Below are 23,917 nucleotides of genomic sequence, written 5' to 3' on the forward strand. Positions count from 1 at the left end.
AAAAACCAGGCAGTCTCGCTTAAACCACCTTACACGCCACCTGCTAACCGCTTCTCCCAACGCTCTTACTTTTTCTTTAAGTCCCACTTAAAATAATGAACCCAGCCCCAACTTTTGTTAAGATAGACATAAGCGTGCGGTTCATGAATCATTTAGACCCCGCAACGCTGGTTCACAGTGGTATAGTAACAGTTGGTCAGGCAAAACTGACGAACTGCAACGACTATGTCACACTTTGTGATAACTTGTTTGGATTGGCTCACGGCTAACTCACTTCACTTAATTAATGAATCCCGAATGTTAAAAATAAGGAGTTTACTCAAGTCAACACACCCCTTATTAAAATAAGGGGCTTGTAGCTCACGCGGTAACTTCCCGCGGTGGTCAAACATATCAGTCTCCTGATACTCCCTTCCCAAAGTGGCTACATCATATCGGACGGTTGACAGCGCCCGTTTAGCTGCGAAGCATTGCTAAGCAACTGTTGTTTTGGTTGATTTTGGCTTTTTAAACCTCGGTTTAGCATTACCAGCAATGTAGCGCTGCCCCAATGTCTGGATATTCATCGCCCCAACTCGATCATCATTGGAACGATAGCCACAGTCAGCACATTGATACTGATGTTGTTGGTGATCTCGATTTTCTTTATTGATCACTTCACATTTAGGGCAACGTTGGCTGGTATAGTTAGCGGGTACTTTTAAGATGAGACTTCCTTGACGGTGAGCTTTATAGGTTAACATCATTTCAAGCTGGTAGAAGGCCCACGAACTATTATCGTTTCGTAGCGCTTTGGGTAAATCATCGCGGTTGAAGCTAACGCCAGTTAAATCTTCCAACACGAATAGAGTATCTGCACCATATGTCACAACGAGTGTCTTAGATAGACAGTGATTCACATCTGTCATCCAGCGGTTCTCTCGATTTCCAATTTTCTTTAAACGACGCCGGGCTGATTTAGTTCCTTTGCATTGAAGTGCTTCACGGGTTCGCTTAAACTTTGCCCGTTTGCGTTGAACGGATTTACCAGAAACGAAGGTCGTTTGTTGTTGATGATCATGGGTAGTGACTAAAAAACGTAGCCCACGGTCAATGCCAACGACTTTCGGGTTCTTGGACAATTGAAGCTCGTCAGCTTCCTTGGTCATGGCAATATGCAGGTACCATTTACCGCGAATATGTAAGACTTTAGCCACACCAAATTTCCAAGTGCCATCTAGATACTGTTCAAAACCGTGACCAGCACTAGTAATGGGTTCGCCAGCTAGATATTCCTGTAAACCGTGGCAAACTGGGGTAACCTGAATACGCTTTTCCAACGTGTTGATGGATAAGTCGCCATTACTCAAAAACGACCAATCACGGCCCCGCTGTAAATCAGCGTGCGGTTGGGAAAAATTAATGGGTTGCCATAACCACTGACAGTCACGATGGACCCAAACTAGTTCTGGCCGGCCATTTGGTAGCTTTTTGTCAGTTGGATAGCAGTAAGGTTGGTCACCTAATTGGGTTTCAACGGCTTTATAACGGGCCATTACTGTGCGAACGACTGATTGAGCCAGTTGGGATTTTAAATGGAAATCTTGCCGCAGTTGGTGATATAAGCGCTTAGTTAATGCCTGCGTATTGGAACGAAAGTGATCATCAAAGAAAGCTTGGGAAACGAGGTTACAGGCGTTGCGATACTGTTGCATCATGGTATTTAATAGGTCAGCATCCGTGCTGTGATGTAGTTTGAGTTTTACTTTGATTACCACTGATTGTTTCACTTTCTTCGCCATTGGTCGACCTCCTTAATTGGAATAGACCAAGTATACCCAAAAATCATGTTTTACAAAGAGAACAATTGTTCGTATATTCTATTTTAGATACTAAACCAATTTTAAAGAAAAGAGGAGTGGCGGGCTTTCCTCCCACGTTTGAAAACGTAGGTATCTCGCCCAATATTTTAATGAAAATTTTAGTTGTCGATGACGATAAAGAAATTGCGCAATTATTGGAAATCTACATTAAGAACGAAGGCTACGAACCGGTTTCAGCTACAATGGTAAGGAAGCGTTGACGAAGCTTCATACCACACCAGATATTGGCTTGATGATTTTGGATATTATGATGCCCGAAATGAACGGGATTGAAGTGATCAAGGAAGTGCGGAAGGATTCCGAACTGCCTATTTTGATTCTGTCTGCCAAGACGGATGACATGGATAAGATTCAAGGCCTGATCAGTGGTGGGGACGATTATGTGACGAAACCCTTTAACCCACTGGAAGTCATGGCACGGGTTAAATCACTATTGCGTCGGGCTTCAGACCACGTCACGGAAGAAAAACCAGACGTGCTTGATATTGGTTCCTTAACCATCAACAAGGATTCTCACGAAGTCAAAACCTTGTCGGGCAAGTTGATCAATTTGACCGCACTAGAATTCGGTATTTTATACCTATTAGCCAGCCATCCTAACCGGGTCTTTTCTGCGGATGAGATTTTTGAACGGGTTTGGCGGCAAGAATCAATCGTGTCGGCTAAGACCGTCATGGTGCACGTGTCTCATTTACGGGACAAAATCGAAGAAGCAACCGATGGCGAAAAGGTGATTCAGACCGTCTGGGGTGTCGGTTACAAGATTGAAACACACTAAAGTACTGGGTAAGTAGAGAGACACTAAGCGTTGGAGGAAAATTGTGAAGTTAACCACGCGAGAAAAAAGCGCCCTTATTATGGAAGGAATCGTCACCGTTGTGATCTTGCTGTTGCTGAACCTATCAGTGATCGTGATTTTAAACGAGATGATTCAGACCAATCCGGGGTTGCAGGACGGTATTTTTATCATTAAACGCTCGGTCTTCATTGGCCCCGCACACTATCAGTTGTGGAGTTGGGAGAACATCTTCATTGCGCTGATGATCGTGTTTGACGTTGGGGTGGTGTACTGGCGGTTGATTCGGCGGTATCACCAAATGCAGTTGCGACACATCATTGGTGAACTGCATTATATTGCCAACGGTCACTTTGATCACCGGATTCCGTTTACGTTAAAAGGCGATACACAACGGGTCGTGACCTCGGTCAATTCGCTGGTTGATTCGGTTATTAGTTCGATCGAAGAAGAACGGCGAATCGAAAAGTCCAAGGATGAACTGATCACGAATGTCAGTCATGACTTGCGAACCCCGCTAACGTCGATCATCGGGTATTTAGGCCTCGTTGAAGACCGGCAGTACCATTCAGAAGAAGAGTTACTCAAATACACTAATACAGCCTTCAATAAGGCGAAGCAAATGAAGTCGCTGGTGGATGATCTTTTCGAATACACCAAAATGCGCCAAACGGATACGCCACTGACGATTGCCCATCTGGATCTTACCCAAATGATGGCGCAACTGGCGGCCAGTTTTGAACTGGAAGCCAACGAGAAGGGCATGACGTTGGTTACGGACGTTGGCGATGAGCCAATCCACATTGAGGCGGATGCCGAGAAACTCGGTCGGGTGTTTAATAACCTGATTGGCAACGCGTTGAAGTATGGTGGTGATGGCAAACACATCTACCTCCGGGCTAAACAGCTAAGTGACCGGGAAGTGGCCGTTAGCGTTGAAAACGATGGCTCCAAGATTCCGGAAGCAGCGTTAGGACAGGTCTTTGAGCGCTTTTATCGCGTAGAGGAATCGCGTTCCAAAGCGACTGGCGGGACCGGCTTAGGCCTCGCCATCGCCCAAAGTATCGTGTCGCTTCACGGTGGTTATATTTACGTGACATCGGATGACGACCTGACGCGGTTCGTGATTCATTTGCCAATTAAAAACGGCGACCGGTTGAAACGGCCGGACGTCAAAAACTAACGGAGGCCAGTCACAAATGATGCAACATAACAGTCAAAAACGACGCCTACAAATCGGCTTGTTTTGGTGTGCCCTCATGCTGATTTTCAGCTTGGGTGGCGTCACCGCCCACGCGGCAGACTTAAATTTAAACGTGAAATCAGCAGTCGCCGTTGATGCGACAACCGGACAGGTGCTGTACCAAAAGAATGCCAATAAGGCGCTCCCCATTGCGTCCATGACCAAGCTCCTGTCGATCTACATCGTGCTCCAACAGATCCACAGCGGTAAAATGCACTGGAACCAACAGGTGAAAGTTAGCCCCCAAATTGCCAAAATGAGTCAAAATACCGAGTTGACCAACGTACCCCTGAGTTCAAGCCGGACGTATTCCGTTCGCGAACTCTACGATGCCACGTTGATCTATTCAGCGAACGCGGCGATTTCTGCGCTAGGTAATGCCGTATCGGGGAGCCCACACCAATTTATCAAGAAGATGCGGGCAACCGCCGAAGAACTGAATCTGAACAGCGCCAAGTTGATCACCGCTTCGGGGATCACAAACGGACAAGCGGCTTCATTGGGATACAGTTCATTGGCTTCAACGGATGAAAACACGATGTCCGCAGCCGATGTTGCCAAGCTCGCTAAGGATCTATTGGCGATGTACCCACAGATTTTGAAAACCACTAGTCAGGCAACGATGTGGTTTGACAAGGGCGGGACCAGTCAAACCAAGATGACGAACTGGAACCTGATGCTAAAGGGACTGTCACAGTACAGTTCGACCTTACCAGTTGACGGGTTAAAAACCGGGACGTCTAACGCGGCCGGCGGCAACTTCGTCGGGACGGTCAATAAGCAGGGGCACCGGATCATTACGGTGGTCATGCATGCGTCTAATCAATCGACTGGCGATCCAGCGCGGTTTGTCCAAACGCGCCACTTAATGAACTGGGTTTACGCGACTTATCGGCCAGTTACCCTTAATTCAAAGACGTACCAGGTTAAAAACATCAACGTTCCGATGGGAAAGACCACGCAGACCAACGCAACGGTTGCTGAACCAACGACCGTTTGGCTAACGAAGTCGCAGCAAACCAATCAAATCAAGGGTCACGTGACCATTAATTCGGTTTACGCTGAAAAGAAACAGGCCGGTTTGGCGGCACCATTGAAGGCTGGGACGGTCTTTGGAACCGCCACGTTGACGGTGAATGGCCAATCATTACCCCAATTAGGGCAAACGGCGTCATTAACGGTACCAATTAAAACAACGACCAAAGTTCAACGTGCAAATTGGATCGTTCGAACTTGGCGCCATTTATTAGCAATGATTTAGTTTTAAATTGTATTTTCGAATGCCAAACCGAACTTTTAGCTTATTACAAATATTTAAGTTCGGTAACTGGCGGATTGCAACCGGTTGAATACGGTTAGTAAGGCGCTTTCAACTGCTTTAACTTGTGAAATCAACGTAGGAAAACTAAATGAAACATGGTAAACTAGTCTTGTATTGTGTAATTGTCTATCTGGTAGGGCGCAATTTGGCGAACTACCTAATCAAGAGTCGGAAGCTTTGTGATGGAGGCATTATTCTTGACTAAACAAGTACCAAACCCAGACGAGCCTAAATGGCGGTCAACGTTACGGGTCTCGATGCCGTTGAACCTGAGTTATATTCCAATTGGCCTAGCATGTGGCGTGTTATTGCACGCTGCCGGTTTCAACACGTTGTTGACGGCGATGGTGTCAATTGTGATCTTTTCTGGTGGCGCGCAATTTATGATTGCGTCCATGTTAACGATCAACGCCCCACTGTTATCAATTGTTTTGATGTTGTTCTTCTTGGAACTCCGGTACGCCCTGTTAGTCGAGTCTATCTCGCTATCTAACGGGTACGTCCGAAAAATTCAAGCTGATTTTCGCGATTTCAATGAACGACGAAAACTACGCCGTGAACTATTTAAAGTTTGCGACGGATAAAAAATGGACTCCAAGTGAAGCCTTAATGGTAGAACACTATTCCTTACTGTTTTGGGCGGTCAGCAACATTATCGGTAGTTTAGTCGGTAGTGCGTTGAAGATCGACCTGACAGTGGTCCACTTTGCGTTAACAGCCCTGTTCCTCTACATGATCATCATGCAGGTGAAGAGTCGACTAACGATTTTAGTTGGTTTGATTGCAGCGGTGTTCGCTGTCATCTTCTTGGTGTTGACCAAGAGTACCTTGGGGTTGGTGATTTCTACGCTTATTTCGTCATTCATCGGGTTTGCCTTAGAGCACTACCTGAAGAATCGTAAACCGAACAGCCGCTTCCTCTACAAGCTCCACAGCCCAGGAAGCAAGAAGTCAGCCGTCGAAGAATCCAGTGAAAATTAGTAGGGGACACGTTTATGAATGCGGTAAATACCTGGAACACAACTCAACATTTCTGGTTAGTCGTCTTAGGCTTCTTCGTGGCGTTTGCACCACGTTACTTGCCCATTAAGATTTTTACAAAACGGAAGATTCCGGAATGGTTCAACGAATGGATGCGGTTCGTTCCCGTATCTCTGTTCACGGCGTTGGTCGTCAAAGACGTCTTTATCAGTGCGACTTATCAAGTCGACATTATCCACCATCTGCCCGAAATCATCGCGGCAGTGATCGTCGGCTTCATCGCGTACTTCACCCGCTCAATGGCGATCTCAGTCATTGTCGGACTCGTCAGCGTGTTCTTGCTGGCGATGGTACTTTAAACTTTGCAACTTACGCACCTGTATCGGCACTATGCTGATGCGGGTGCTTTTTTGTTTGTGAAGGGCAGTGATTTGTGTGGCCTGTCGATTCCGGTATGCGGCTAGGTTCCAGCTATGGGGACCGGTCTGAGCCGAAGGGCGGTCTCAGACCTCGAAGTTAAGCCTCGCTAAGCCCGTCCGAGTCTTAACTTCGTCCCCGATGATAGGTAGTTGTCGGAAGAACACCAACAACCACCAATCATCGCGACACAGCAGGAACCTAGCCGCATCCCTCCATCTTACATTGGTGTAATTCGGCACGGTTGCAAATCATCTCAAGCGGTTAACTGAGCGGTTTGCGACAATCGTAATGACTGATGGTAATTCGACAAACGCTCAAACTGGCCAGTGTAATATTCCACCATCGTAACGGCTAAACGTCAATCCATGCTGAACGCTGCCGCAACGCATTTGAACTACCGTTGACTCAATGTAGTAACGTTATCGGACAACAGTTACTGAGATGTTCGCAATTGTCACCGTGCGACAGTCTCGCCCTTCATGATAAATTTTCGGGAGTGCAGTCTCGCTGCCGACAACCCGCAAACAAGAGGTCGGTCAGAAAATTGGGCTCAGCCGTGTCGTTTCACTTGGGTGGCGTTCCTTGCCGCCCTAGTGAAAGACCTGCTTTTGAGACGCGGGCTTTCGGCTCAAAACAGTGTCCACGGCGTTCCAGCCCAAATTTTCTGACCGACCGGTTGTGCCCACAATATCACCCACACGCTTTCTGGCCACCATGCCGAATGGTGCTGCGCGAGACTGAGAGCTGCATGCAAGGCAACATCGGTAAACCCGCCAGGCCCGGGCGCCTTCACCGATGTTGCCTTGCACACTGCTCTCAACCCGTCTCGCTCCGCACACTTTCCGCAAATTTTACGAATCAAAACTGCCCGGGTAAATCAGTGCATGTTATAATTGATAAAAGTACGCCGATTGGTGACCGAGTCTGGTCCCCGGCCAAATGAGAGTGGAGGGAATTAGATTGAAAAAGTGGGTTTGGACAATCATTGCCGTAGTCGTTATTGCGGTGGCAGGTGGGTATGCCTATGCCAATCACCGGATGACCCAGCAAACGTACACGGCGGCGATGACGGCCGCGAAGAACGCCGTGCAGGATAAGAACTATTCAGTAGCGGAGGCGGCCTTTCAGGAAGCCTTGCGTCATAAGTCAAACGATGCCACAGCACAACGGTATTTGACCCAGACACAGGACTTTGCGTCCGCTGAGTCAGCGATGGGTGATAGTGACTTTGATTCAGCGAAGTCTGATTACACCAAGGTTAAGACAACCGCTGATGGGTACAGCATCTTAACGCAACGGGCAACCAAGGCCTTGAAGCAATTGAAGACGATTCAGCTGAAAGAGGACATGTATCAACAGATCTATGATCAAGCGATGACCGAGTACAACGGCCAATCGTACACGCAATCCAACGCAACCTTGGACCGAATCTTCAAGGATAGCGATGCTAAGCAAAGCTATTACACCGACATCTACAACCAAGCGGTGGACCTACGAAGTGCCAACAACAAGGCCATCAAGGGTGGCGGTGATGGCACGCCGGCTGATGATTCTTCATCATCAACTAGCGCAACCACGACCAGCAGCTCATCAGATACCACAACCAGTGACAGCAGCACTAGCAGTACCGTTGCTGGCTTAACGGATTCCGAAAGTGCCGCAGCCAAGAATTACAAGGGCTCCAACGAGTACACGGTACCGAAGTCACGGACTCAATTGAACGGCAAGACGATCACAGCGGCACAAATTACCGCTGCTCGCAAGACGTTGAAGGCTGCTGGCATCCAGCCAGGTAGCTTCTCCGACCAAGATATTCGGGATGGCTTGATTGCCGCACAAAAGGCGGGGACGTCATTTAAGACCTACGCTGAAAAGAACTACAAATAAGCACGAACGAGTCGTTCTTGGGTCACTTGGGTGATCACAGGAACGATTTTCGCATCACGCTAATTGGTCAAAGGGGGCACCAATTTGGGGTTATATCAACGCTTTGTCAGAAACGTCACGCTTCGCCGCTGGGTGGTACTCGGTGTGCTGATCCTGGTTCTCTGGCTTGTGCGGGCAGAAATGAATAAAATATTACTGACGTTTATCTTCACGTTCTTGGTGCTGCGCTTGATCAAGGGCATCCAACGACACGTCAAAATACCGTCGCAGATCATTGTGGTCGTGGTGTACCTGCTGGTGTTACTGTTACTGTATCTGGGCATCACGAACTACATTCCCAAAATCGCCAAGCAGGTGGTCGCCACCGTCCAGTCAATCTACACGTTCTATCAGAGTTCATCTAACGATACGAACCAGACGGTCAAATTCGTCTCAGATTGGCTGAACCGCTCGAACTTGATGCCGCAGGTCAAAGGTGGTTTGAAGGTCGTCGTTGACTACATTACCAGCATCGGCTCCTTCGGGGTCACGTTTGTGTTGTCACTGATCCTCAGCTTCTTCTTCACGATTGAAGAAAAACCAATGCGGTCGTTCTCACGACTGTTTATGAGCAGTGACTACGACTGGTTCTTCCAAGATATCTACTACTTCGCCCACAAGTTTGCGGATACCTTCGGCGTAGTGTTAGAAGCGCAGTTTTTGATTGCCATTTTCAACACGGTGATCACGACCATCGGCCTCGCATTTATGCATATTCCACAACTGCTAGTTGTCGCAGTGATGGTCTTCATCCTCAGTCTGGTGCCAGTGGCCGGGGTGATCATCTCCGCAATTCCGCTGACGATTCTGGGGTATTCCGTTGGTGGGTTCCGCGACGTGGTGACGATCGTTATCCTATTACTGGTCGTTCACGCGTTAGAAGCCTACGTCCTTAACCCGAAGCTGATGTCCAGCAAGACTGAACTGCCAATCTTCTACACCTTCGTTGTGCTGTTAGCCGGCGAAGCGTTGTGGGGGACTTGGGGCTTGATCGTTGGGGTGCCAGTGTTCACCTTCTTCCTCGACATCCTCGGGGTGAAGAAGGCACATGGCTTGCACGTGCCACCAGCCCAACTAACGAAGAAGTTAAAACGACACCGTGTCAAAACGGATGAACAAGACGACTAAGCAACCCATTTTCAGGAGGTTAGATTTTGAAAAAGACACTACAGTTTCTCATTCCCATCGCGATTGGCCTGTTGTTGGCTATCGGGATCCGGGTGTTTTGGCTAGTGCCCGTCAGCGTTGACGGGACGTCAATGGCGCCCAACTTGAAGAACTCGCAACGGATCATTGCGGTTAAAACGGCAAGTATCAAGCGGTTCTCCGTGATTGTTTTTGACGCTGAAGGCGTTGATAGCAACGCCGCCCCTAAGGAAAACTACGTCAAGCGGGTCATCGGCCTGCCAGGGGACACGATTCGCTACACCAAGACGGGTAAGCTCTACGTCAACGGTAAGTACCAAGCGCAGAACTTTATTTCAAAATACCAACAAGAGGCCGGCACCACATCGACCTTTAAGAACGGCTTCAACTTAGTGACCGCTGCTCGTCAAAACGACTGGAGCAACAAGTGGAGCTTAGCCATCGGTAACAACCGGATCAACAAGGTGCCAAAGGGCTGTTACTTCGTGATGGGGGACCACCGGAGCGTGTCTGAAGACGGCCGGGTCTACGGTTCGTACCAAAGAGCCACGTGGTCGGGGTTGTGAAGGTTGGTTTCTGGAACAGTAAGCACAAGATTATTAACAATTATTCGAACTAAATCAGTAACGGTGGGGACAATGAGCGGATGCGCATTAACCTCACCGTTTTTTGAAAGGATGCGTTAACATGACAAATCGGGAACGAATGACGACACCTGAACCTTACGTGGTGGATGGGCGTCAAATGCCAGCTAAAAGCCAACAGCGAGCCAAAAAACTCTGCTGGCAGCTGAATCAGATGGATCCAGACGTAGGAGAAGCGCGGCATAAGATCCTCATGCAGTTATTTGGGACCGTGACCAATACGACCTTCGTGGAAGCCGGCTTTCACTGCGATTACGGTTTCAACATTCACTTCCACGGGTTAGCGCTGTTGAACTACAACGTGACGATTTTGGATACCTCACCAGTGCACATCGGTGCCGGTGCATTCATTGCGTCCGGCGTGGTGTTGGCCTGTTCTGGCCATGCGATGCTGGAGGAACAGCGCGCAGACGGCATCATGACGAGTGCTCCAATTACGTTGGCGGATAACGTTTGGTTAGGTGCCAACGTGGTGGTCACCGGTGGCGTGACGATTGGTGCTGGCAGTATCATTGGCGCCGGCAGCGTGGTCAACCATGATATTCCGGCCGGTGTGGTGGCGGTGGGCAGTCCGTGTCGCGTATTACGGGAAGTGACCGAAGCGGATCGGGTTGCGTTGACGCCCGGTATGAGCGATTAACTCATAAATTTCACAAAGCTTAACAAAATCGGCTTTGGTCCAACCACTACGCGAATTGGACCCGTTTTCAATTTGTGAAAGCGAGAAATGTTACTGTATTTAAACCGAATATGGTGTAAAATAGGCAAGTAATTAAAAGAAGAAAGAGGTTATTGACGAATGGCTAAATTAGTATTGATCCGTCACGGTCAAAGTGAATGGAACTTATCTAACCAATTTACAGGTTGGGTTGACGTTAACTTAAGCGACGAAGGGGTTAAGCAAGCCCAAAACGCTGGTAAGTTGATCAAGGAAGCCGGCATCGAATTCGATTACGCCTTCACCTCAGTTTTGACGCGTGCCATCAAGACGTTGCACTACGCTTTGGAATACTCAGACCAACTCTGGATTCCAGAAACCAAGACTTGGCGCTTGAACGAACGTCACTACGGCGCATTGCAAGGCCAAAACAAGGCCGAAGCTGCTGAAAAGTTCGGTGACGACCAAGTGCACATCTGGCGTCGTTCATACGACGTCTTGCCTCCACTTTTGAGTGCCGATGATGAAGGATCAGCAGCTAACGACCGTCGTTACGCTAACCTTGACCCTAACATCATTCCTGGTGGCGAAAACTTGAAGGTTACCCTTGAACGGGTTATGCCATTCTGGGAAGATGAAATCGCACCTAAGTTGCTTGACGGCAAGAACGTCATCATCGCAGCCCACGGTAACTCATTACGTGCCTTGAGCAAGTACATCGAAGGTATCAGTGATGAAGATATCATCAACCTTGAAATGAAGACTGGCCAACCAGTTGTCTACGACTTCAACGAAAAGCTTGAAGTACAAAGCAAGACGAAGCTTGGTTAATTAGCAACTCAAACTTTTAGCTCACAACTTAAAGTTAAACACAAAAAATGATCACTGAAGGGTGGCAAATGAAGCCCGGTGGTGATCATTTTTCTGTGCGAATGATGGATAACTACGGATAGTGCGGGCACTAGTGGTCACCAATCGGCGCTGATTGGTCGCTAGGGTCGCTATTCGTGACGGCAAAAAATAAAATTTATAATCGAATGGAGTACAACAACCTTGGATAACGTATTAGAACCAGAAGTTTCACAACGCGAAATGATGAAGATCATCGGCCTTTTCCGGAAGAACGAATTCCGTGGAGAATACGAAAGTTTTGAGCATGGTAAAGGCGGTCAGGACGAGTACATGGTGACTTTGACTGATGAGAAGTCAGACGTTAAGGGACTATTCAAGGCAGATTTGGGGACTGGTTCAATTGAGTTCCAGCATGTGGTGATGGATTAGTTCGTCACTAAATTTATAGGTATATGAAAAGGGCCAAGGTCGCGGTTGTGCGATCTTGGCCCTTTTTATCGTATTTGGGTAATTTATATTAAACGCACTACTCGTTTCCGGTCAACAAAAAGCCATGGATCAGTGTCACTGCATCCTGTTGCGATAGTGGTTGATCGATTAATTCGCCGGTAGTCTGAAAAAGGAGATAGTTAACAACGATTGAGAAGACCCCTTCAGCTAAAAACTGAGCGTTATAGTTTTTGATAACGTTAAGTTGTTGAAAGTGTTCGATTTTGGTAAAAAGAGCGACAAAAAAGGGGTCATCTTGAATGGTTGGAAGTGTCGGACGAATCTGTGGTTGTTGTCGAAATAGCAGGATAAGTTGAATTGATTGTGGCTGTTGTGATCCAAATTCAATGAGGCCGTTAATGAGGGCATCGATTTGCTGAACTGGCTGTAATTGTAATTCGAGTAAAGGTTGAAGTGCTGCGATGAGTTTTGCCTGATGGTGCTTAAAAACGGCCAGCAGAAGCATTTGTTTATTTTTAAAGTAAGAGTAGATGTTAGATTGAGAGATGTTCAGTTTTTTAGCCACTTTAACAGTTGATGTGCCTTCAATGCCTTGAGAAATCAACAACTGAGTGGTGGTGGTGAGGATTGATTGGCGGAGCGCTTCACTTTTGAGTTTCATAATGGTCTCCTTTAAATGATCATGGTCATTACTAGGATAGCGAAGATTAATCCGATTAACAAGGGGATGGCGGCTGATACGCTAAATAGTGAGTTGATGGTTCTTGACAAACGATAGGGCTATCGCTATTATTAAAATGGATTTAATCGATAGAACTATCGCTAAAAATATAATTAATTACTGGAGGCAAATTAATATGAAAACATGGTTTATTACTGGGGCTACGGGTGGTTTAGCGACCGCTATTATCAGTGAATTACTTGAGCGGGGTGATCGGGTCGCTGCGACAACGCGTAAAAAAGACGCGCTGGCAACTTTAAAAGAGAAATATGGCACTCAGTTATGGGTAACGGCACTGGATTTAACGAATCCACAAGCGTTAGTGATGCTGTGGATCAAACATTTCAAACCTTTGGTACAGTTGACGTGTTGCTCAATAATGCAGCCTATGGGCTATACGGGACTGTTGAGGGTATCAGTGCTAAGCAAACAGCAGACGTATTTAACGTTAATGTCTTTGGGTCGTTAAATACGGCACGGATGTTCCTACCCCATTTTAGAAAACAGGGAAGTGGACAGATTATTCAGATTGCTAGCATGGCTGGACAGTACTCGACACCTGTAATGGGAATGTATAGTGCATCAAAATGGGCGGTTGAAGCTGCTTTTGAAGCGTTGGCTGCAGAAGTTGCCCCATTTAATATCCAAACGACAATTGTTGAGCCTGGCGGCATCAGAACTAACTTTGTTGATGGAAACGGTGTTTTTGGTGAGGATCCGATTGATTATCAAGGCACTGAAGTTGAAAAAATAGTTCGGTTAATGAAAGGTGATGTTCCAGGGATGGATCGATCTAGCAACGTACGAAAAGTATATCGCCGGTGATCCTGAAAAAATGGCCCATCAAATTATTAACCGTGTAGATGTTGGAAAGGGACCATTGCGGTTGACGTTGGGCAGTGATGCTTATCAAAAAATCAAGGCAAGTTTGGAGGCTCGACTAACGGCGTTAACTGAGCAAAAGGCCGTTGCTTATTCTACGGATGCTGACGATTATGTTATGCAGTAGGCACTGTTTGGCGTTGGTTGGCAAGCGAACAATATGCCGGCGGTCCAAATACGAGATATGTACTGTTTTGTTAAATTCTTAATAAATAATGACGAGAGATACCGGGAGTTAAAAGACGCTAATGGGATAAAGAACGCGTATGAAATCTGCACTAAATAGAAATGTTTCGTATAATATATGGCCGTCTTGACTGATGAGAAGTCAGGCGTTAAGGGACTATTCAAGGCAGATTTGGAGACTGGTTCGATTGCCTTCCAGCATGTGGTGATGGATTAGTTCGTCGCTGAATTTATGGGTATATGAAAAGGGCCAAGGTCGCGGTTGTGCGATCTTGGTCCTTCTTCTATTTTGAGGTTTTGGTTTTCAAGCATACTACACAAACGGCGAGCGTAATAAAGTGATCAGGGGTACAGATTGGGTTATTAAATCCCTGATATTGCCTCAATATGGCATATCAGGATTATCCATTTCTTGAGTGTAAGGCAGGTATACATGATGTCAGATTAGCGATACGATGATATGTAGCAGAGATAAACACCTACGATTCAGTTTAAGCAAAAAGGGGACGAACACCATGAAACTATCAGGTTTATTAGCTAGCGCATTTATCGGCCTAACGACTGTTGCCATCGCAGGTCAACCAACAACGGCGCACGCCAGCACAGCTAAAATCACCACGATCAAAACGTATCAGGTGAAACCAACTTATTTAGCGCGTTATCCCAAGACGGCTTATATGTGGAATACACATTACACCAAAGCAATTCACAACTTGAAAAACTATCCGCACACAACGTTGTATGCCACTAAAAAAGTAACCATTAAATCGAAGAAGCACACAGCCGCTTACTACTACGTTCAAAGTGCCAATAAAAAGGTGGCTGGCTACGTTTGGAGTGGTTATTTGATTGCGGGACATTACGTGAGCGGTGGCTATTATAGTTATCCAAGTCGGGGGATTTTATTATCAAGCTTGCGGTATCAATCGAAAGCGGATGATTCACTTATTGAACAAGCGGATGTGCCGGGAACGAAGGATAAGACGGCACTGAGCGCTTTTGCAACGCCCCCGACAACTAAGCAGATGATTAAGGTTCTGAATTTTTATTTGAAGAATCCTAAAAATACCGACTTACCAGCCTTCGTTTGCTCCAGCAAAACAGCCAATGCGCGGATCGCGTTGGTCAACGTTTGGCCCACCAACAACAAGGCAGATGTGTTACGAATCCCGATGTTTCAGGTAATGCCGAAGCAGTCTGAGATGAGTTACTTTGGCAACCGGACGAACTTTTGGGCCATGCAAGACCTTGTTGCTTTAGGTGCTAAACCGGAGGAGACGTACCCAATGAAGGCGACATCGGGGAGTACAACAACTGGAATCGGCATTCGAACGGTACGGTATAACTTCCCTGATGAAACGGCCAATGCGCTGAGTAACAGTGGCGGAAACTTACAGGCGGTCTACGGTGATGGTTATGGGAAAAAGCATGATCTATCGTTGGTAGCGTTAGATGGTTGGCTGCGGTATGTGAATACGAGCGACTTACCAGACTAATTAGCGGTAATGATGTAACTAAAAAGTCAGCCCACGTGGTGTGAACTGGCTTTTTGTTGTGTTGCGATTATATGTGTTTGAGGTTGCAGAATAATATGTCTGATGATGTAAGCAAACTAGCTAGCGTTAATTAATTGGCATCATCAAGCTAACAGATAAATTGGGTTAAACAAATTAAATCTGTCGTCCGGCAACGAAACCTTCGTGTACGGCATCATAGATGTCACGGACCCGTTTGGCGTCACCAACGTTATAAACCGGAATATTGGCATTGTCATCCAAGGTATTCGCAAATTGAGGTTGTGCATCGAAACCAGCCGCTAAAACAACAGCGTCAGTTTTTAATAACTGCTCATTGCCAAATTTATCGACTAACGTCAACTGGCCATCGGCAACTTTCTCCAGACGTAAACTGGTTAAAACCTTAATCGTGGATTGAGAAATTGCAACCGCATAGGCTTGAGCGGCGGATGAGGTGCTTCGATTACTGAGAAATTGATCAGCCATTTCAACAATGGTTACTTGCTTGCCCATCCGCACTAATTCCAACGCAGTTTCAGACCCGGTAATGCCACCGCCGATGACAGCAACGCTTTCCCCGGGAACGTTAACATCGTGGGTGAGGACAGACATAGCTGAAAAGACCATGTCGCTGTTAATGCCGTTGACATTATTCAACGTTCGTTCCCGACCGCCAACGGCAACAATTGCAGCATCGCAGTTTTCGTTGAGAATGTCCTCAGTCGTCACATTTTTTTGAACGACGTCGATATTCTTATTGTTATCTAGGTGTCGTTTATAGTACGCAATTAGTCGCCGAATATCGGCCTTATTTTCTGGCGCCGAGGCTTCAATCATGGCGCCACCGATTTCGCGTTTTTCGTATAACGTCACGTGATTGCCACGTCGCGCAGCAGCTAAAGCAGCTTCACACCCAGCTGGACCTCCGCCAATGACAACAACGTTTTTGGGTGTTTGTGTTGGTGTAATTGGCGGACATTCATATTTGTATAACGTTGGATTAACGGTGCAGGAGATTGGTCTATTGGCTAGTAGGCCGCGATCTGTACAGCCAATAAGGCAGTTGATGCAGGGTGTAATATCATCGGCTAGTCCGTTTTGAGCCTTTTTCGCCCAAGCAGGGTCGGCTAGACTTGCCCGTCCTAGCGCAACAAAGTCGCCATCACCATCTGAAAGCATTTTTTCGGCTAATTCAGGTGTAAATACATTATGGCCCGCAAAAACAGGAATTGAGACGGCATCTTTGATTCGTTTAGTCATGTTGGCGTTAAAACCATCCGGTTGTAAAATTTCCATTGCTGCGGTTGCATGAGTGCCTGAAATCAAATTGATGTGTGAAGCACCAGCTTTTTCAACCGCTTTGGCAACTTGAACGGTTTCATCGATTCGGATGCCTCTGGCTCACAGTCTTCGGTACTAAGTTTTACGCCGATTGGGAAGTTTGGCCCGCATTTTTGCTTCATATCAGCAATAATTTCGAGTAGCAGGCGCATTCGGTTTTCTAGGGATCCGCCATACATATCTGTTCGGTGGTTATCGTGTGGTGACAAGAAGTTAGTCGGAATACAGCCCGCTGCGGCGTGTAACTCAACTACTTCGAATCCGGCGCGTTTGCAACGTAAGGCGGCGTCCCCAAACTTATGAACTAAATCGTGAATTTCATCAATTGATAACGGACGTGGTAATTTGGCGCCAGCTTGGTACCAGGCTCAAACGTAATGGCAGAGGCACCAATGACGTCTGCGCTGCCAACGAAGCCGGCATCACGGCCAGGGTGTGCTAATTGCATTCCCGGAACTGCGCCGTGTGATTTGATTGCATCTGCGAGAAGTGAAAGTCCGGCAATGTGGGTATCTAGGTCAGCTCTAAGACCACAAGATGCCATTGGTACCGGCGTTGCATTATCCATGAAAACCAGCCCAGCACCGCCATCTGCGGCTTCTGCGTAAGCTTTGATTTGTCGGTCGGTTACGGTACCATCAGGGTTACCTAAATAGGTACCCATTGAGTTACGGACAATTCGGTTCTTGATTTCAACATTACCAATATGTCCTTTTTTAAACAGATTTGGATAATATGCGTTGACCATAGTTATCGCCCCTTAGTGATATTATGAATGCGGTTTCAGTATGCTATAATCAATTTGCGTAAACAATCACAAGAATGACGAAGAAAGTTGCTTAAGCGACACGTAAAGGAAAAGAGTTGCTTAAATTTGATTGGTGGTGGCAAAATGGATCTTCGAGTTATCAAAACACGGCAAAATATTATCCAAACGTTTTTGCGATTATTGGAAACCCATAAATTTGAAGCGATAACCATTAAGCTCCTGACAACTGAGTGTCAAATTAATAAGTCCACGTTTTATCGAAACTTTGAGGATAAATTTGATTTAAGTCAACAGATTATGGATGATACACTACATGCTTATCGACGGGCTGTCGAAACACTTCCATTTGAACTTAATGCTGATCGAAATGGGTTTGATGCTTTGGTGACGTATTTTTCAGATCATGCGGACACGTTAGATATCTTACTTAAGCATCATTTTGCGTCGCAGGTGTTCTCTGACATGGCGATGATTCTTCAAGAAAGGTTATTTGATATTTTTCGTAGTTACGTTGATGATTCTAATTCAACGCAAAATAAGGTACTTTCGTTATACGCCGGGCTCATTGCGAACAACTTATTGACAACGATTAAGTGGTGGCATACCGAAAATCCGAGTCTTTCAAGTGATTTTTTGGTAAATTTAATGAATGAAACTTTGGATCAGGGTATATTGCCCGAGTTACGCCAAAAGCTGATTGCGTTTGATTAGTTTGGGGTTGATTTAAATTTTATAGACGTGAAAAAGGACTAAGGTCGTACGATGCGAACTTAGTCCTTTTAGAAGGTGATCATGTTTAATGGTGACATGTTTTGTGCTAAGCGTTAGTTCCGGTCAACCCCAACTTGATACGTCAGCACGTCGCCAGCAACCGCGTTTTGAGCAGCGGCTTTATCGGTGAAGCCAGTTGCGCCATTTGTGTGGTCGGCGTTGGCAGTGTAACCAGATGGGAGGCCTTCAAAGTAACCGAAGAGTCCGGTCAGGTTCATCGCAGTTGTGTCGCTGACTGGTACGATCGTTGTCCCGACAACTTTATTAGATGCGTTATCAACATAATTGACCGTAATGCCCATTTTAGCCGTTGTGGCAGGTAATTTCGTCATCGCGCTGGCTTTAATGTAGCCTTGTACGGCAGTGTTATTAAGATCAACGACTCGGAGCCAACAATCACCTTGCCGGGTTCGAGTTTTGGCAAACGTCACAATAAAGACGTCGCTGGCATATGGGGTCGAAGTTGTTTGGTTAGGCTGAGCGACTTTGAGCGTGCCCCAAGCGGGTGAAGCGGTATCTAAGGTTGTATTGTAGAGCACCCCAGTTCCATCCGTTGCCGACCCCGGCGTTGCTAACCGATAATAGCTCGTTTTTTCGGTTTGAGTCAGTAGACTCGTCGAGCTGGTTTCAAATGCGGTGACGCCACCGGCTGGGTATTTGTGCGCCTTGTCCTTATAGATAATGTTGTTCATTTTAGATTGAGTTGATTTACCATCATAGATCCAACCGGTTGTTTTGCCGTCTAATGAGCGAATCTTGAGGTAGACGTTGTGCTGGTTAGTGGTGGCCGTTCGTAAAATCATGAACGAATCAAGACCGCGTGTCGACCTAGCGAGCTTTTTGAGTTGACTGGTTGACTTCACTAATTTTGCGCCGTGCATCGTCCCAGCTTTGGTGTAAAGAGCGTTCTTGCCCGTAAAGTTGACGTAATCGCCGGACACTTTTTTGGATTGAGAAATGTTGGTGATAGTGGCGTAGGTTTTGGCGTGCACGTTGGTCGTTAAGTTTAAGCCTGTACTTAAGACAAAGACACCTAATGCAGTACCGGTGATAATGACTTTTTCATGAACGAATCCCCCTAGATAAATGGTGTGACGAGATTATAATCATGCCTAAGCCTAAGGCATTTTTACGCAAGCGTAAATGTTTTTGCGTTAATCTTACGGAAATCGTTAGCGGACCTAACTTAGCGTTTGTAGAGAAATTTTGAAGGCTTAATTTAGCACTAAGTACACAACAAAACACTCAGTTCATAGCACATGAACCGGATTTTGAAGCCAGCGCCATTAACGGCACCACGGTATTTGCGGATGATGGCTATACATCATTCAAAGGGTTAGAAGTGACGTTTGAGAATGCGGAATAGCGCGATTTAACCCAACCGCTTCCGAATCCGACTCAACGACACCGGCGTAATCCCGATGTAAGATGCAATTTCGTGTAACGGCACCCGCTCAATCAGTTCAGGTTCGTTTTCAAGCAAGTCCTGATAGCGTTCGAGGGGTGACTGTTGTAACTGTTTCAGCATCCGTCCACGATAGGTGATGAAGCGCTGGCAGATCCAGCGAGTCATGGATTGCTCTAAACTCGGGTAGCGTTGGCAGAGTAATTCAAAATCGGCTTTGCTTAATTTAAGCAATTGGCTATCTTCCAGTGCCTCCAGTGAACAATCGCTTGGCTGATTTAGGTAGAAACTTTCAAACGAACTTACGATTTCATTGTCAAAGAAGAATTGAAAAGTGATCTCTTGGCGCTCACCAGCCTGCCATAAGCGTAGCGCACCACTCACGACAATGTAGATGGTCGTGCTGATATCGCCTTCGTTTAATAATTGGGTATGAGCGGGCGCTGTTATCGGAGTGAGGAGTTGTTGACAGTCGTCCCAATGCGCCGCGAGTTCTGGGAATTTACTGCCGATTAATGGGGGTAAGTTCATGGTTATCAGGTGCCTTTCAAATCGTTGTTATTTTGTAGTCGAGCTTAACATAAGTTAAGGTGCTTGTGCGCAATTGACGATAAACTAGCCTCAATTAAAACAGAGATGCGAGGCAATTAAAAATGAAAACAGTGATTATCTTTGACCACCCATACACCAGTACCGCCAGCGAAAACGTTCCTCACCAACGGTCCTTCCTGGCCGCTATCTACAAGCAGGTCGTGACCCAATTAAAAGCTGAAAATACCGAGGTTGACCTGATCGACTTGCATGCGGACCACTTTGATCCCGTGATGTCCGCCCAAGATCTAGCGAACTGGCGCCGCGGCGTCCCCATCAACGACCAAATTGCGGATTACCAGCAACGCTTACTGGCTACAGATCAAATCATCTTCATGTTCCCGATTTGGTGGGAAGTGATGCCAGCGATGACGAAGGGCTTTCTTGATAAGGTTTATGCGAAGGAAACTCTGTATGAGGCGGGATCGATGCAAACCAAGTTGACTCGCCAACCCAAGATCAAGGTAATCACCACGATGAGTACCCCAACTTGGCTTTATCGTTGGGTTTTCGGTGCTCCATTATTAAAGGCGTTGTTCCGGGGAACGTTCCTGAAAACGCGACTGTTTCACTTTAAGTGGTATGGTTTTTCGCAAGTGGAAAAGAAGTCACTTGAACAACGGCAACGACTAATTCAGACGTTTAAGTTGTAGTTGAGCGAGCTACTTTAGAAGCAAAAGTGAATAAACGATTGCGCCCCTACGCAACTGGCGATATGATTAATGAGATTAAAGGTTATTTATCATATATCAGCATTATTTGTCACTAATACGTTGACGATAATTGCGGGGAAGTGGAAGGGGAAATCATGAATCAGTATTTGAAAAAATCACTCTCACTCGTGCTCTTAACGGGGGCGCTGTTTGGTGGTGGGCAACTGATCCACACGCAAACAGCATCGGCCAAGGCACAATCGGCCTCAGTTGTTGCCAGCAAGTTGACCAGTTATACCAACGCTAAATCGGCGGGGCCAACGAAGGACTACTATTACACCAATGGGAAGGCGCAGTTCGGGTCGTTTGCCGGCATCAAGACTGGCGGCACGCATTTTGCAACCGATAGTCACCACCGGTCAGCAACGGCGCGGGCGGTCTTAACCTATTCAGAGTACAAAGCCTCACAAGGCAGTCGTCAAGGCACGCCACGCGATCCCTACAAGTGGCCGAGCAGTAACCCAATCGTGGCGGTCACTTACTCACTGACGCACCGGACCTACCACGGTTATCTATGGAACCGGAGCCACTCGATTGGTGACAGTCTGTTAGGCAAGAAGTCTTACACGTCTAACGCCAACTTCACCACGGGGACTCGTTCACAAAACGTTGGTGCCGACCAAAATGGCGGTATGCGTTACGCCGAGGAAAAGGTCGAAAACTACTGGGCAAGTCATCCAGGCACGAAGCGGACTGTTAAATACGAAACGACGCCCGTTTACCGCGGTAGTGAAGTCATTCCGCGAGGCTCAATCGTGGACATCAAGTCTTCTGACGGCAAGTTGAATACCGAAGTCGTTGTTTTAAACTCGGATGAGGGCGTTAAGATCAACTACTCAACTGGTAAGACGTCGGTTAAGAAGACTGCCACGACTGTCAAGAAGACCACGGCTAAGAAAACGACCAAAAAGACAACGGCAACCAAGACAACTAGCTCTAAGTTGCGCAAGTCTGGTAAATGGACGATTGCCGCTTCTGGCAAAGTGTTCGTTTCTAAGAGTAAGATCTACTACACGAAGGTCACGAACCCGGGTAACTACACCTATGAATCGAGAACGGCCGCTATTCATAGCGGTGCGCGGAAAGCGGTTCGGGGGAACGGGTATGCGCAACCGTAGTTTGGGTATAGCTTAATTGGTATTGAAGGTTAACTGAAATGAACTAATAGCATCAAGATCGACGTTACGTCGTTCTTGGTGCTATTTATTTTAGCCGCCAGTTTTTGATGTCGATAGTTGACAAAGAATTCAATTAATGATTAAATGTTTAAAAGCTTAAACGAACGAACCTAGGAGGAATCAAAATGACAAAGGTGTTAATCGTCGAAACAAACGTGACCCGGTATCAAGGGACTAAGGATCCAACCGGACTGTGGCTGGGGGAAGCCGCTGAATTCGTTGATGAGATGCAGCAGGCGGGAATCGATGTCGATTACGTGAGTCCAAAAGGCGGCTTTGTACCGCTTGACCCACGGAGTATGAAGTATACGGATGAATCGATTATGCGCGTGTATGAGAACGCTGATTTTGTGGAACGGGCACTTAAAAATACGTTGCGGCCAGATCAAGTAAACCCGTTAGACTACGCCGCAATCTACTATACGGGTGGTCACGGCGTCATGTGGGACTTCCCCGATGACCCGCAATTACAGCAACTTGCGATGGCGATTTATCGCAACCAAGGTTACGTGACGTCGGTTTGTCATGGGATTGCGGGGTTACTGAATTTGAAGGAAGCGGATGGCCAGTATTTGATTGCTGGGAAGACCATTACTGGGTTCACCACGGCTGAAGAAATCATTGCTGGCAAGAAGTCAGTGGTGCCGTTCTTGAACCGAGACGTTGCGGAAAAGCACGGGGCGCATTTTAAGAAGAAACGGTTCTATCGTGAGTATGCGGTGACGGATGGCCGGTTGATCACGGGGCAGAATCCGTTCTCCGTGCGGGCAGTTGCGAAACAGTTAGTCGCTGAACTTCAAGCGGTATAAGGAGGCCTTCATTTGGCAGAAGATACACTCGCAATTTTCAGAGCAGGGATTCCGATTCTAACGATGCTCCAAGACGAGAATCGGCAACAAATTCTAGTCATGCTCTGCAAGATCGATAAGATGACGGTCAATCAGATCACGGAACAGCTCGCGCTATCGCGGCCGGCGGTGTCGCACCACTTAAAGTTGATGCGGGATGCGGGACTGCTGAGTGTTAGTAAGGTTGGTACGGAACGCTATTACCGTGTTGAAATGGCAGAGACGTTGGCGTTGTTAAAGGCGTTGACGGCTTCGTTGGAGAAGGATATGGGCATCAAAGAAAATTAAAAACAGCCGTTACGAACGCCGAAGCCGGTGTCTGTAACGGTTGTTTTATTGTCTGTTTGAGTTAGTGTCCCTGTTCTTCCGCCAACCGGAACCGCGCCAGCCGTCGAATCAAGTCCAGCGGTAGCTCCCGGTCGTCCGGAATCTGCATCGCACCCTTACTGTGAGGAAAGTCAGCGACTGCATCCGCAAAGGCCACCAACGCACTCGGGGTGGGATAAATTCCGATGTGGTGTTTGAACGCCGCAAAGTGAATCAGGTTATGGCCCTGCCAGTAAGTGGGCATGTTGTAGCTGAGCTTTTCCGTCGCGTCCGGGAGTTCAGCTTTGATGGCTGCCTGAATTTGCCGTAAGCGAGGTTGTTTAGCTGGGGCTGCAGTTTGAATATAGTCGTCGATTACCGTCATCGTGA

The 23,917-nt window shown here is 46.9% G+C and carries 23 protein-coding genes and 4 pseudogenes; 19 read left to right on the forward strand and 8 right to left on the reverse strand.

What is annotated here, in order from left to right; translation table 11 throughout:
• Positions 1-473: 473 nt before the first annotated feature.
• Positions 474-1,781: an RNA-guided endonuclease TnpB family protein gene (locus JCM2765_RS03470; RefSeq protein WP_054733787.1), complete on the reverse strand. Its 1,308-nt coding sequence runs from the start codon at positions 1,779-1,781 to the stop codon at positions 474-476.
• Positions 1,782-1,951: 170 nt separating this feature from the next.
• On the opposite strand from JCM2765_RS03470, the pseudogene croR reads away from it, so the two are divergent.
• The 11 genes and pseudogenes from croR (at position 1,952) to JCM2765_RS03530 (ending at position 12,278) form a co-directional block, all read left to right on the forward strand.
• Positions 1,952-2,640, forward strand: a pseudogene (gene croR, locus JCM2765_RS03475) (response regulator transcription factor CroR).
• Positions 2,641-2,683: 43 nt separating this feature from the next.
• On the forward strand, positions 2,684-3,841 hold the full coding sequence (locus JCM2765_RS03480) for a sensor histidine kinase (protein WP_054733790.1): 1,158 nt from the start codon (positions 2,684-2,686) through the stop codon (positions 3,839-3,841).
• Between the two features lie 16 nt (positions 3,842-3,857).
• A complete protein-coding gene (locus tag JCM2765_RS03485) occupies positions 3,858-5,162 on the forward strand; it encodes a D-alanyl-D-alanine carboxypeptidase family protein (RefSeq protein ID WP_054733793.1) in 1,305 nt (434 codons plus the stop codon).
• A gap of 242 nt (positions 5,163-5,404) precedes the next feature.
• Positions 5,405-6,203: pseudogene (locus JCM2765_RS03490) on the forward strand (AzlC family ABC transporter permease).
• 14 nt (positions 6,204-6,217) lie between these two features.
• Complete coding sequence (locus tag JCM2765_RS03495; protein ID WP_054733795.1) at positions 6,218-6,562, forward strand: AzlD domain-containing protein; 345 nt, start codon at positions 6,218-6,220, stop codon at positions 6,560-6,562.
• 1,021 nt (positions 6,563-7,583) lie between these two features.
• Positions 7,584-8,510 (forward strand): hypothetical protein, encoded by a 927-nt coding sequence (locus tag JCM2765_RS03505; RefSeq protein ID WP_054733800.1) that lies wholly within the window; start codon positions 7,584-7,586, stop codon positions 8,508-8,510.
• A gap of 84 nt (positions 8,511-8,594) precedes the next feature.
• Positions 8,595-9,677 carry an AI-2E family transporter gene (locus JCM2765_RS03510; protein ID WP_054733803.1) on the forward strand — a complete coding sequence of 361 codons (1,083 nt, stop codon included), beginning with the start codon at positions 8,595-8,597 and terminating at the stop codon, positions 9,675-9,677.
• A gap of 23 nt (positions 9,678-9,700) precedes the next feature.
• Positions 9,701-10,314 (forward strand): annotated as a pseudogene (gene lepB / locus JCM2765_RS03515) (signal peptidase I).
• Positions 10,315-10,382: 68 nt separating this feature from the next.
• Positions 10,383-10,979, forward strand: a complete 597-nt coding sequence (locus JCM2765_RS03520; protein ID WP_054733806.1) for a sugar O-acetyltransferase — start codon at positions 10,383-10,385, stop codon at positions 10,977-10,979.
• A 159-nt stretch (positions 10,980-11,138) separates the two neighbouring features.
• Complete coding sequence (locus JCM2765_RS03525) at positions 11,139-11,828, forward strand: 2,3-diphosphoglycerate-dependent phosphoglycerate mutase (RefSeq protein WP_054733809.1); 690 nt, start codon at positions 11,139-11,141, stop codon at positions 11,826-11,828.
• 222 nt (positions 11,829-12,050) lie between these two features.
• On the forward strand, positions 12,051-12,278 hold the full coding sequence (locus tag JCM2765_RS03530) for a hypothetical protein (RefSeq protein ID WP_225351951.1): 228 nt from the start codon (positions 12,051-12,053) through the stop codon (positions 12,276-12,278).
• Between the two features lie 97 nt (positions 12,279-12,375).
• Here JCM2765_RS03530 and JCM2765_RS03535 read toward each other — a convergent pair whose 3' ends face one another.
• Positions 12,376-12,960, reverse strand: a complete 585-nt coding sequence (locus JCM2765_RS03535; protein WP_054733812.1) for a TetR/AcrR family transcriptional regulator — start codon at positions 12,958-12,960, stop codon at positions 12,376-12,378.
• 196 nt (positions 12,961-13,156) lie between these two features.
• Here JCM2765_RS03535 and JCM2765_RS03540 point away from each other — a divergent pair.
• The 3 genes and pseudogenes from JCM2765_RS03540 (at position 13,157) to JCM2765_RS03545 (ending at position 15,584) form a co-directional block, all read left to right on the forward strand.
• Positions 13,157-13,845, forward strand: a pseudogene (locus JCM2765_RS03540) (SDR family NAD(P)-dependent oxidoreductase).
• A gap of 10 nt (positions 13,846-13,855) precedes the next feature.
• Entirely contained in the window at positions 13,856-14,029 is a 174-nt protein-coding gene (locus JCM2765_RS17840; RefSeq protein WP_225351952.1) for a hypothetical protein, read from the forward strand.
• A 574-nt stretch (positions 14,030-14,603) separates the two neighbouring features.
• Positions 14,604-15,584, forward strand: a complete 981-nt coding sequence (locus JCM2765_RS03545; RefSeq protein ID WP_054733815.1) for a hypothetical protein — start codon at positions 14,604-14,606, stop codon at positions 15,582-15,584.
• Positions 15,585-15,758: 174 nt separating this feature from the next.
• Here the strand turns inward: JCM2765_RS03545 and JCM2765_RS17845 are convergent, their stop codons facing one another.
• The 3 genes from JCM2765_RS17845 to JCM2765_RS17855 are packed head-to-tail and all read right to left on the reverse strand — an operon-like array spanning position 15,759 to position 17,694.
• On the reverse strand, positions 15,759-16,931 hold the full coding sequence (locus JCM2765_RS17845; RefSeq protein ID WP_263849314.1) for an FAD-dependent oxidoreductase: 1,173 nt from the start codon (positions 16,929-16,931) through the stop codon (positions 15,759-15,761).
• Complete coding sequence (locus tag JCM2765_RS17850) at positions 16,928-17,272, reverse strand: oxidoreductase (RefSeq protein WP_369404034.1); 345 nt, start codon at positions 17,270-17,272, stop codon at positions 16,928-16,930. Before JCM2765_RS17850 ends, JCM2765_RS17845 begins: the two co-directional genes overlap by 4 nt.
• Entirely contained in the window at positions 17,251-17,694 is a 444-nt protein-coding gene (locus JCM2765_RS17855) for an oxidoreductase (RefSeq protein ID WP_225351953.1), read from the reverse strand. The genes JCM2765_RS17850 and JCM2765_RS17855 overlap by 22 nt, the downstream gene beginning before the upstream one ends.
• A gap of 126 nt (positions 17,695-17,820) precedes the next feature.
• On the opposite strand from JCM2765_RS17855, the gene JCM2765_RS03555 reads away from it, so the two are divergent.
• Entirely contained in the window at positions 17,821-18,426 is a 606-nt protein-coding gene (locus tag JCM2765_RS03555) for a TetR/AcrR family transcriptional regulator (protein WP_054733818.1), read from the forward strand.
• A gap of 113 nt (positions 18,427-18,539) precedes the next feature.
• Here the strand turns inward: JCM2765_RS03555 and JCM2765_RS03560 are convergent, their stop codons facing one another.
• Both JCM2765_RS03560 and JCM2765_RS03565 read right to left on the reverse strand, forming a co-directional pair.
• Positions 18,540-19,478: a GW dipeptide domain-containing protein gene (locus JCM2765_RS03560; protein WP_054733820.1), complete on the reverse strand. Its 939-nt coding sequence runs from the start codon at positions 19,476-19,478 to the stop codon at positions 18,540-18,542.
• 380 nt (positions 19,479-19,858) lie between these two features.
• Positions 19,859-20,422: a Crp/Fnr family transcriptional regulator gene (locus JCM2765_RS03565; protein ID WP_054733823.1), complete on the reverse strand. Its 564-nt coding sequence runs from the start codon at positions 20,420-20,422 to the stop codon at positions 19,859-19,861.
• A 122-nt stretch (positions 20,423-20,544) separates the two neighbouring features.
• Here JCM2765_RS03565 and JCM2765_RS03570 point away from each other — a divergent pair, with 122 nt between their 5' ends.
• From JCM2765_RS03570 to JCM2765_RS03585, 4 genes are all read left to right on the forward strand, one after another.
• Positions 20,545-21,135 (forward strand): NAD(P)H-dependent oxidoreductase, encoded by a 591-nt coding sequence (locus tag JCM2765_RS03570; protein ID WP_054733826.1) that lies wholly within the window; start codon positions 20,545-20,547, stop codon positions 21,133-21,135.
• A 155-nt stretch (positions 21,136-21,290) separates the two neighbouring features.
• On the forward strand, positions 21,291-22,313 hold the full coding sequence (locus JCM2765_RS03575; protein ID WP_054733829.1) for a DNA/RNA non-specific endonuclease: 1,023 nt from the start codon (positions 21,291-21,293) through the stop codon (positions 22,311-22,313).
• Positions 22,314-22,498: 185 nt separating this feature from the next.
• Positions 22,499-23,182: a type 1 glutamine amidotransferase domain-containing protein gene (locus JCM2765_RS03580; RefSeq protein WP_054733832.1), complete on the forward strand. Its 684-nt coding sequence runs from the start codon at positions 22,499-22,501 to the stop codon at positions 23,180-23,182.
• Between the two features lie 12 nt (positions 23,183-23,194).
• On the forward strand, positions 23,195-23,509 hold the full coding sequence (locus JCM2765_RS03585; RefSeq protein WP_054733834.1) for an ArsR/SmtB family transcription factor: 315 nt from the start codon (positions 23,195-23,197) through the stop codon (positions 23,507-23,509).
• Between the two features lie 61 nt (positions 23,510-23,570).
• On the opposite strand, the gene JCM2765_RS03590 is transcribed toward JCM2765_RS03585, so the two are convergent.
• Positions 23,571-23,912: an iron chaperone gene (locus JCM2765_RS03590; protein ID WP_054733837.1), complete on the reverse strand. Its 342-nt coding sequence runs from the start codon at positions 23,910-23,912 to the stop codon at positions 23,571-23,573.
• Positions 23,913-23,917 lie beyond the last annotated feature (5 nt).

Source organism: Secundilactobacillus similis DSM 23365 = JCM 2765, assembly GCF_001311075.1.
Lineage (GTDB): Bacteria > Bacillota > Bacilli > Lactobacillales > Lactobacillaceae > Secundilactobacillus > Secundilactobacillus similis.

Excerpts from the sequence above, each read along its gene's own strand:
- JCM2765_RS03470 (WP_054733787.1), bottom strand. The coding sequence starts at position 1,781 with ATGGCGAAGAAAGTGAAACAATCAGTGGTAATCAAAGTAAAACTCAAA.
- JCM2765_RS03485 (WP_054733793.1), top strand. The coding sequence starts at position 3,858 with ATGATGCAACATAACAGTCAAAAACGACGCCTACAAATCGGCTTGTTT.
- JCM2765_RS03495 (WP_054733795.1), top strand. The coding sequence starts at position 6,218 with ATGAATGCGGTAAATACCTGGAACACAACTCAACATTTCTGGTTAGTC.
- JCM2765_RS03520 (WP_054733806.1), top strand. The coding sequence starts at position 10,383 with ATGACAAATCGGGAACGAATGACGACACCTGAACCTTACGTGGTGGAT.
- JCM2765_RS03525 (WP_054733809.1), top strand. The coding sequence starts at position 11,139 with ATGGCTAAATTAGTATTGATCCGTCACGGTCAAAGTGAATGGAACTTA.
- JCM2765_RS03535 (WP_054733812.1), bottom strand. The coding sequence starts at position 12,960 with ATGAAACTCAAAAGTGAAGCGCTCCGCCAATCAATCCTCACCACCACC.
- JCM2765_RS17840 (WP_225351952.1), top strand. The coding sequence starts at position 13,856 with ATGGCCCATCAAATTATTAACCGTGTAGATGTTGGAAAGGGACCATTG.
- JCM2765_RS03545 (WP_054733815.1), top strand. The coding sequence starts at position 14,604 with ATGAAACTATCAGGTTTATTAGCTAGCGCATTTATCGGCCTAACGACT.
- JCM2765_RS17855 (WP_225351953.1), bottom strand. The coding sequence starts at position 17,694 with ATGGTCAACGCATATTATCCAAATCTGTTTAAAAAAGGACATATTGGT.
- JCM2765_RS03565 (WP_054733823.1), bottom strand. The coding sequence starts at position 20,422 with ATGAACTTACCCCCATTAATCGGCAGTAAATTCCCAGAACTCGCGGCG.
- JCM2765_RS03570 (WP_054733826.1), top strand. The coding sequence starts at position 20,545 with ATGAAAACAGTGATTATCTTTGACCACCCATACACCAGTACCGCCAGC.
- JCM2765_RS03575 (WP_054733829.1), top strand. The coding sequence starts at position 21,291 with ATGAATCAGTATTTGAAAAAATCACTCTCACTCGTGCTCTTAACGGGG.
- JCM2765_RS03580 (WP_054733832.1), top strand. The coding sequence starts at position 22,499 with ATGACAAAGGTGTTAATCGTCGAAACAAACGTGACCCGGTATCAAGGG.
- JCM2765_RS03590 (WP_054733837.1), bottom strand. The coding sequence starts at position 23,912 with ATGACGGTAATCGACGACTATATTCAAACTGCAGCCCCAGCTAAACAA.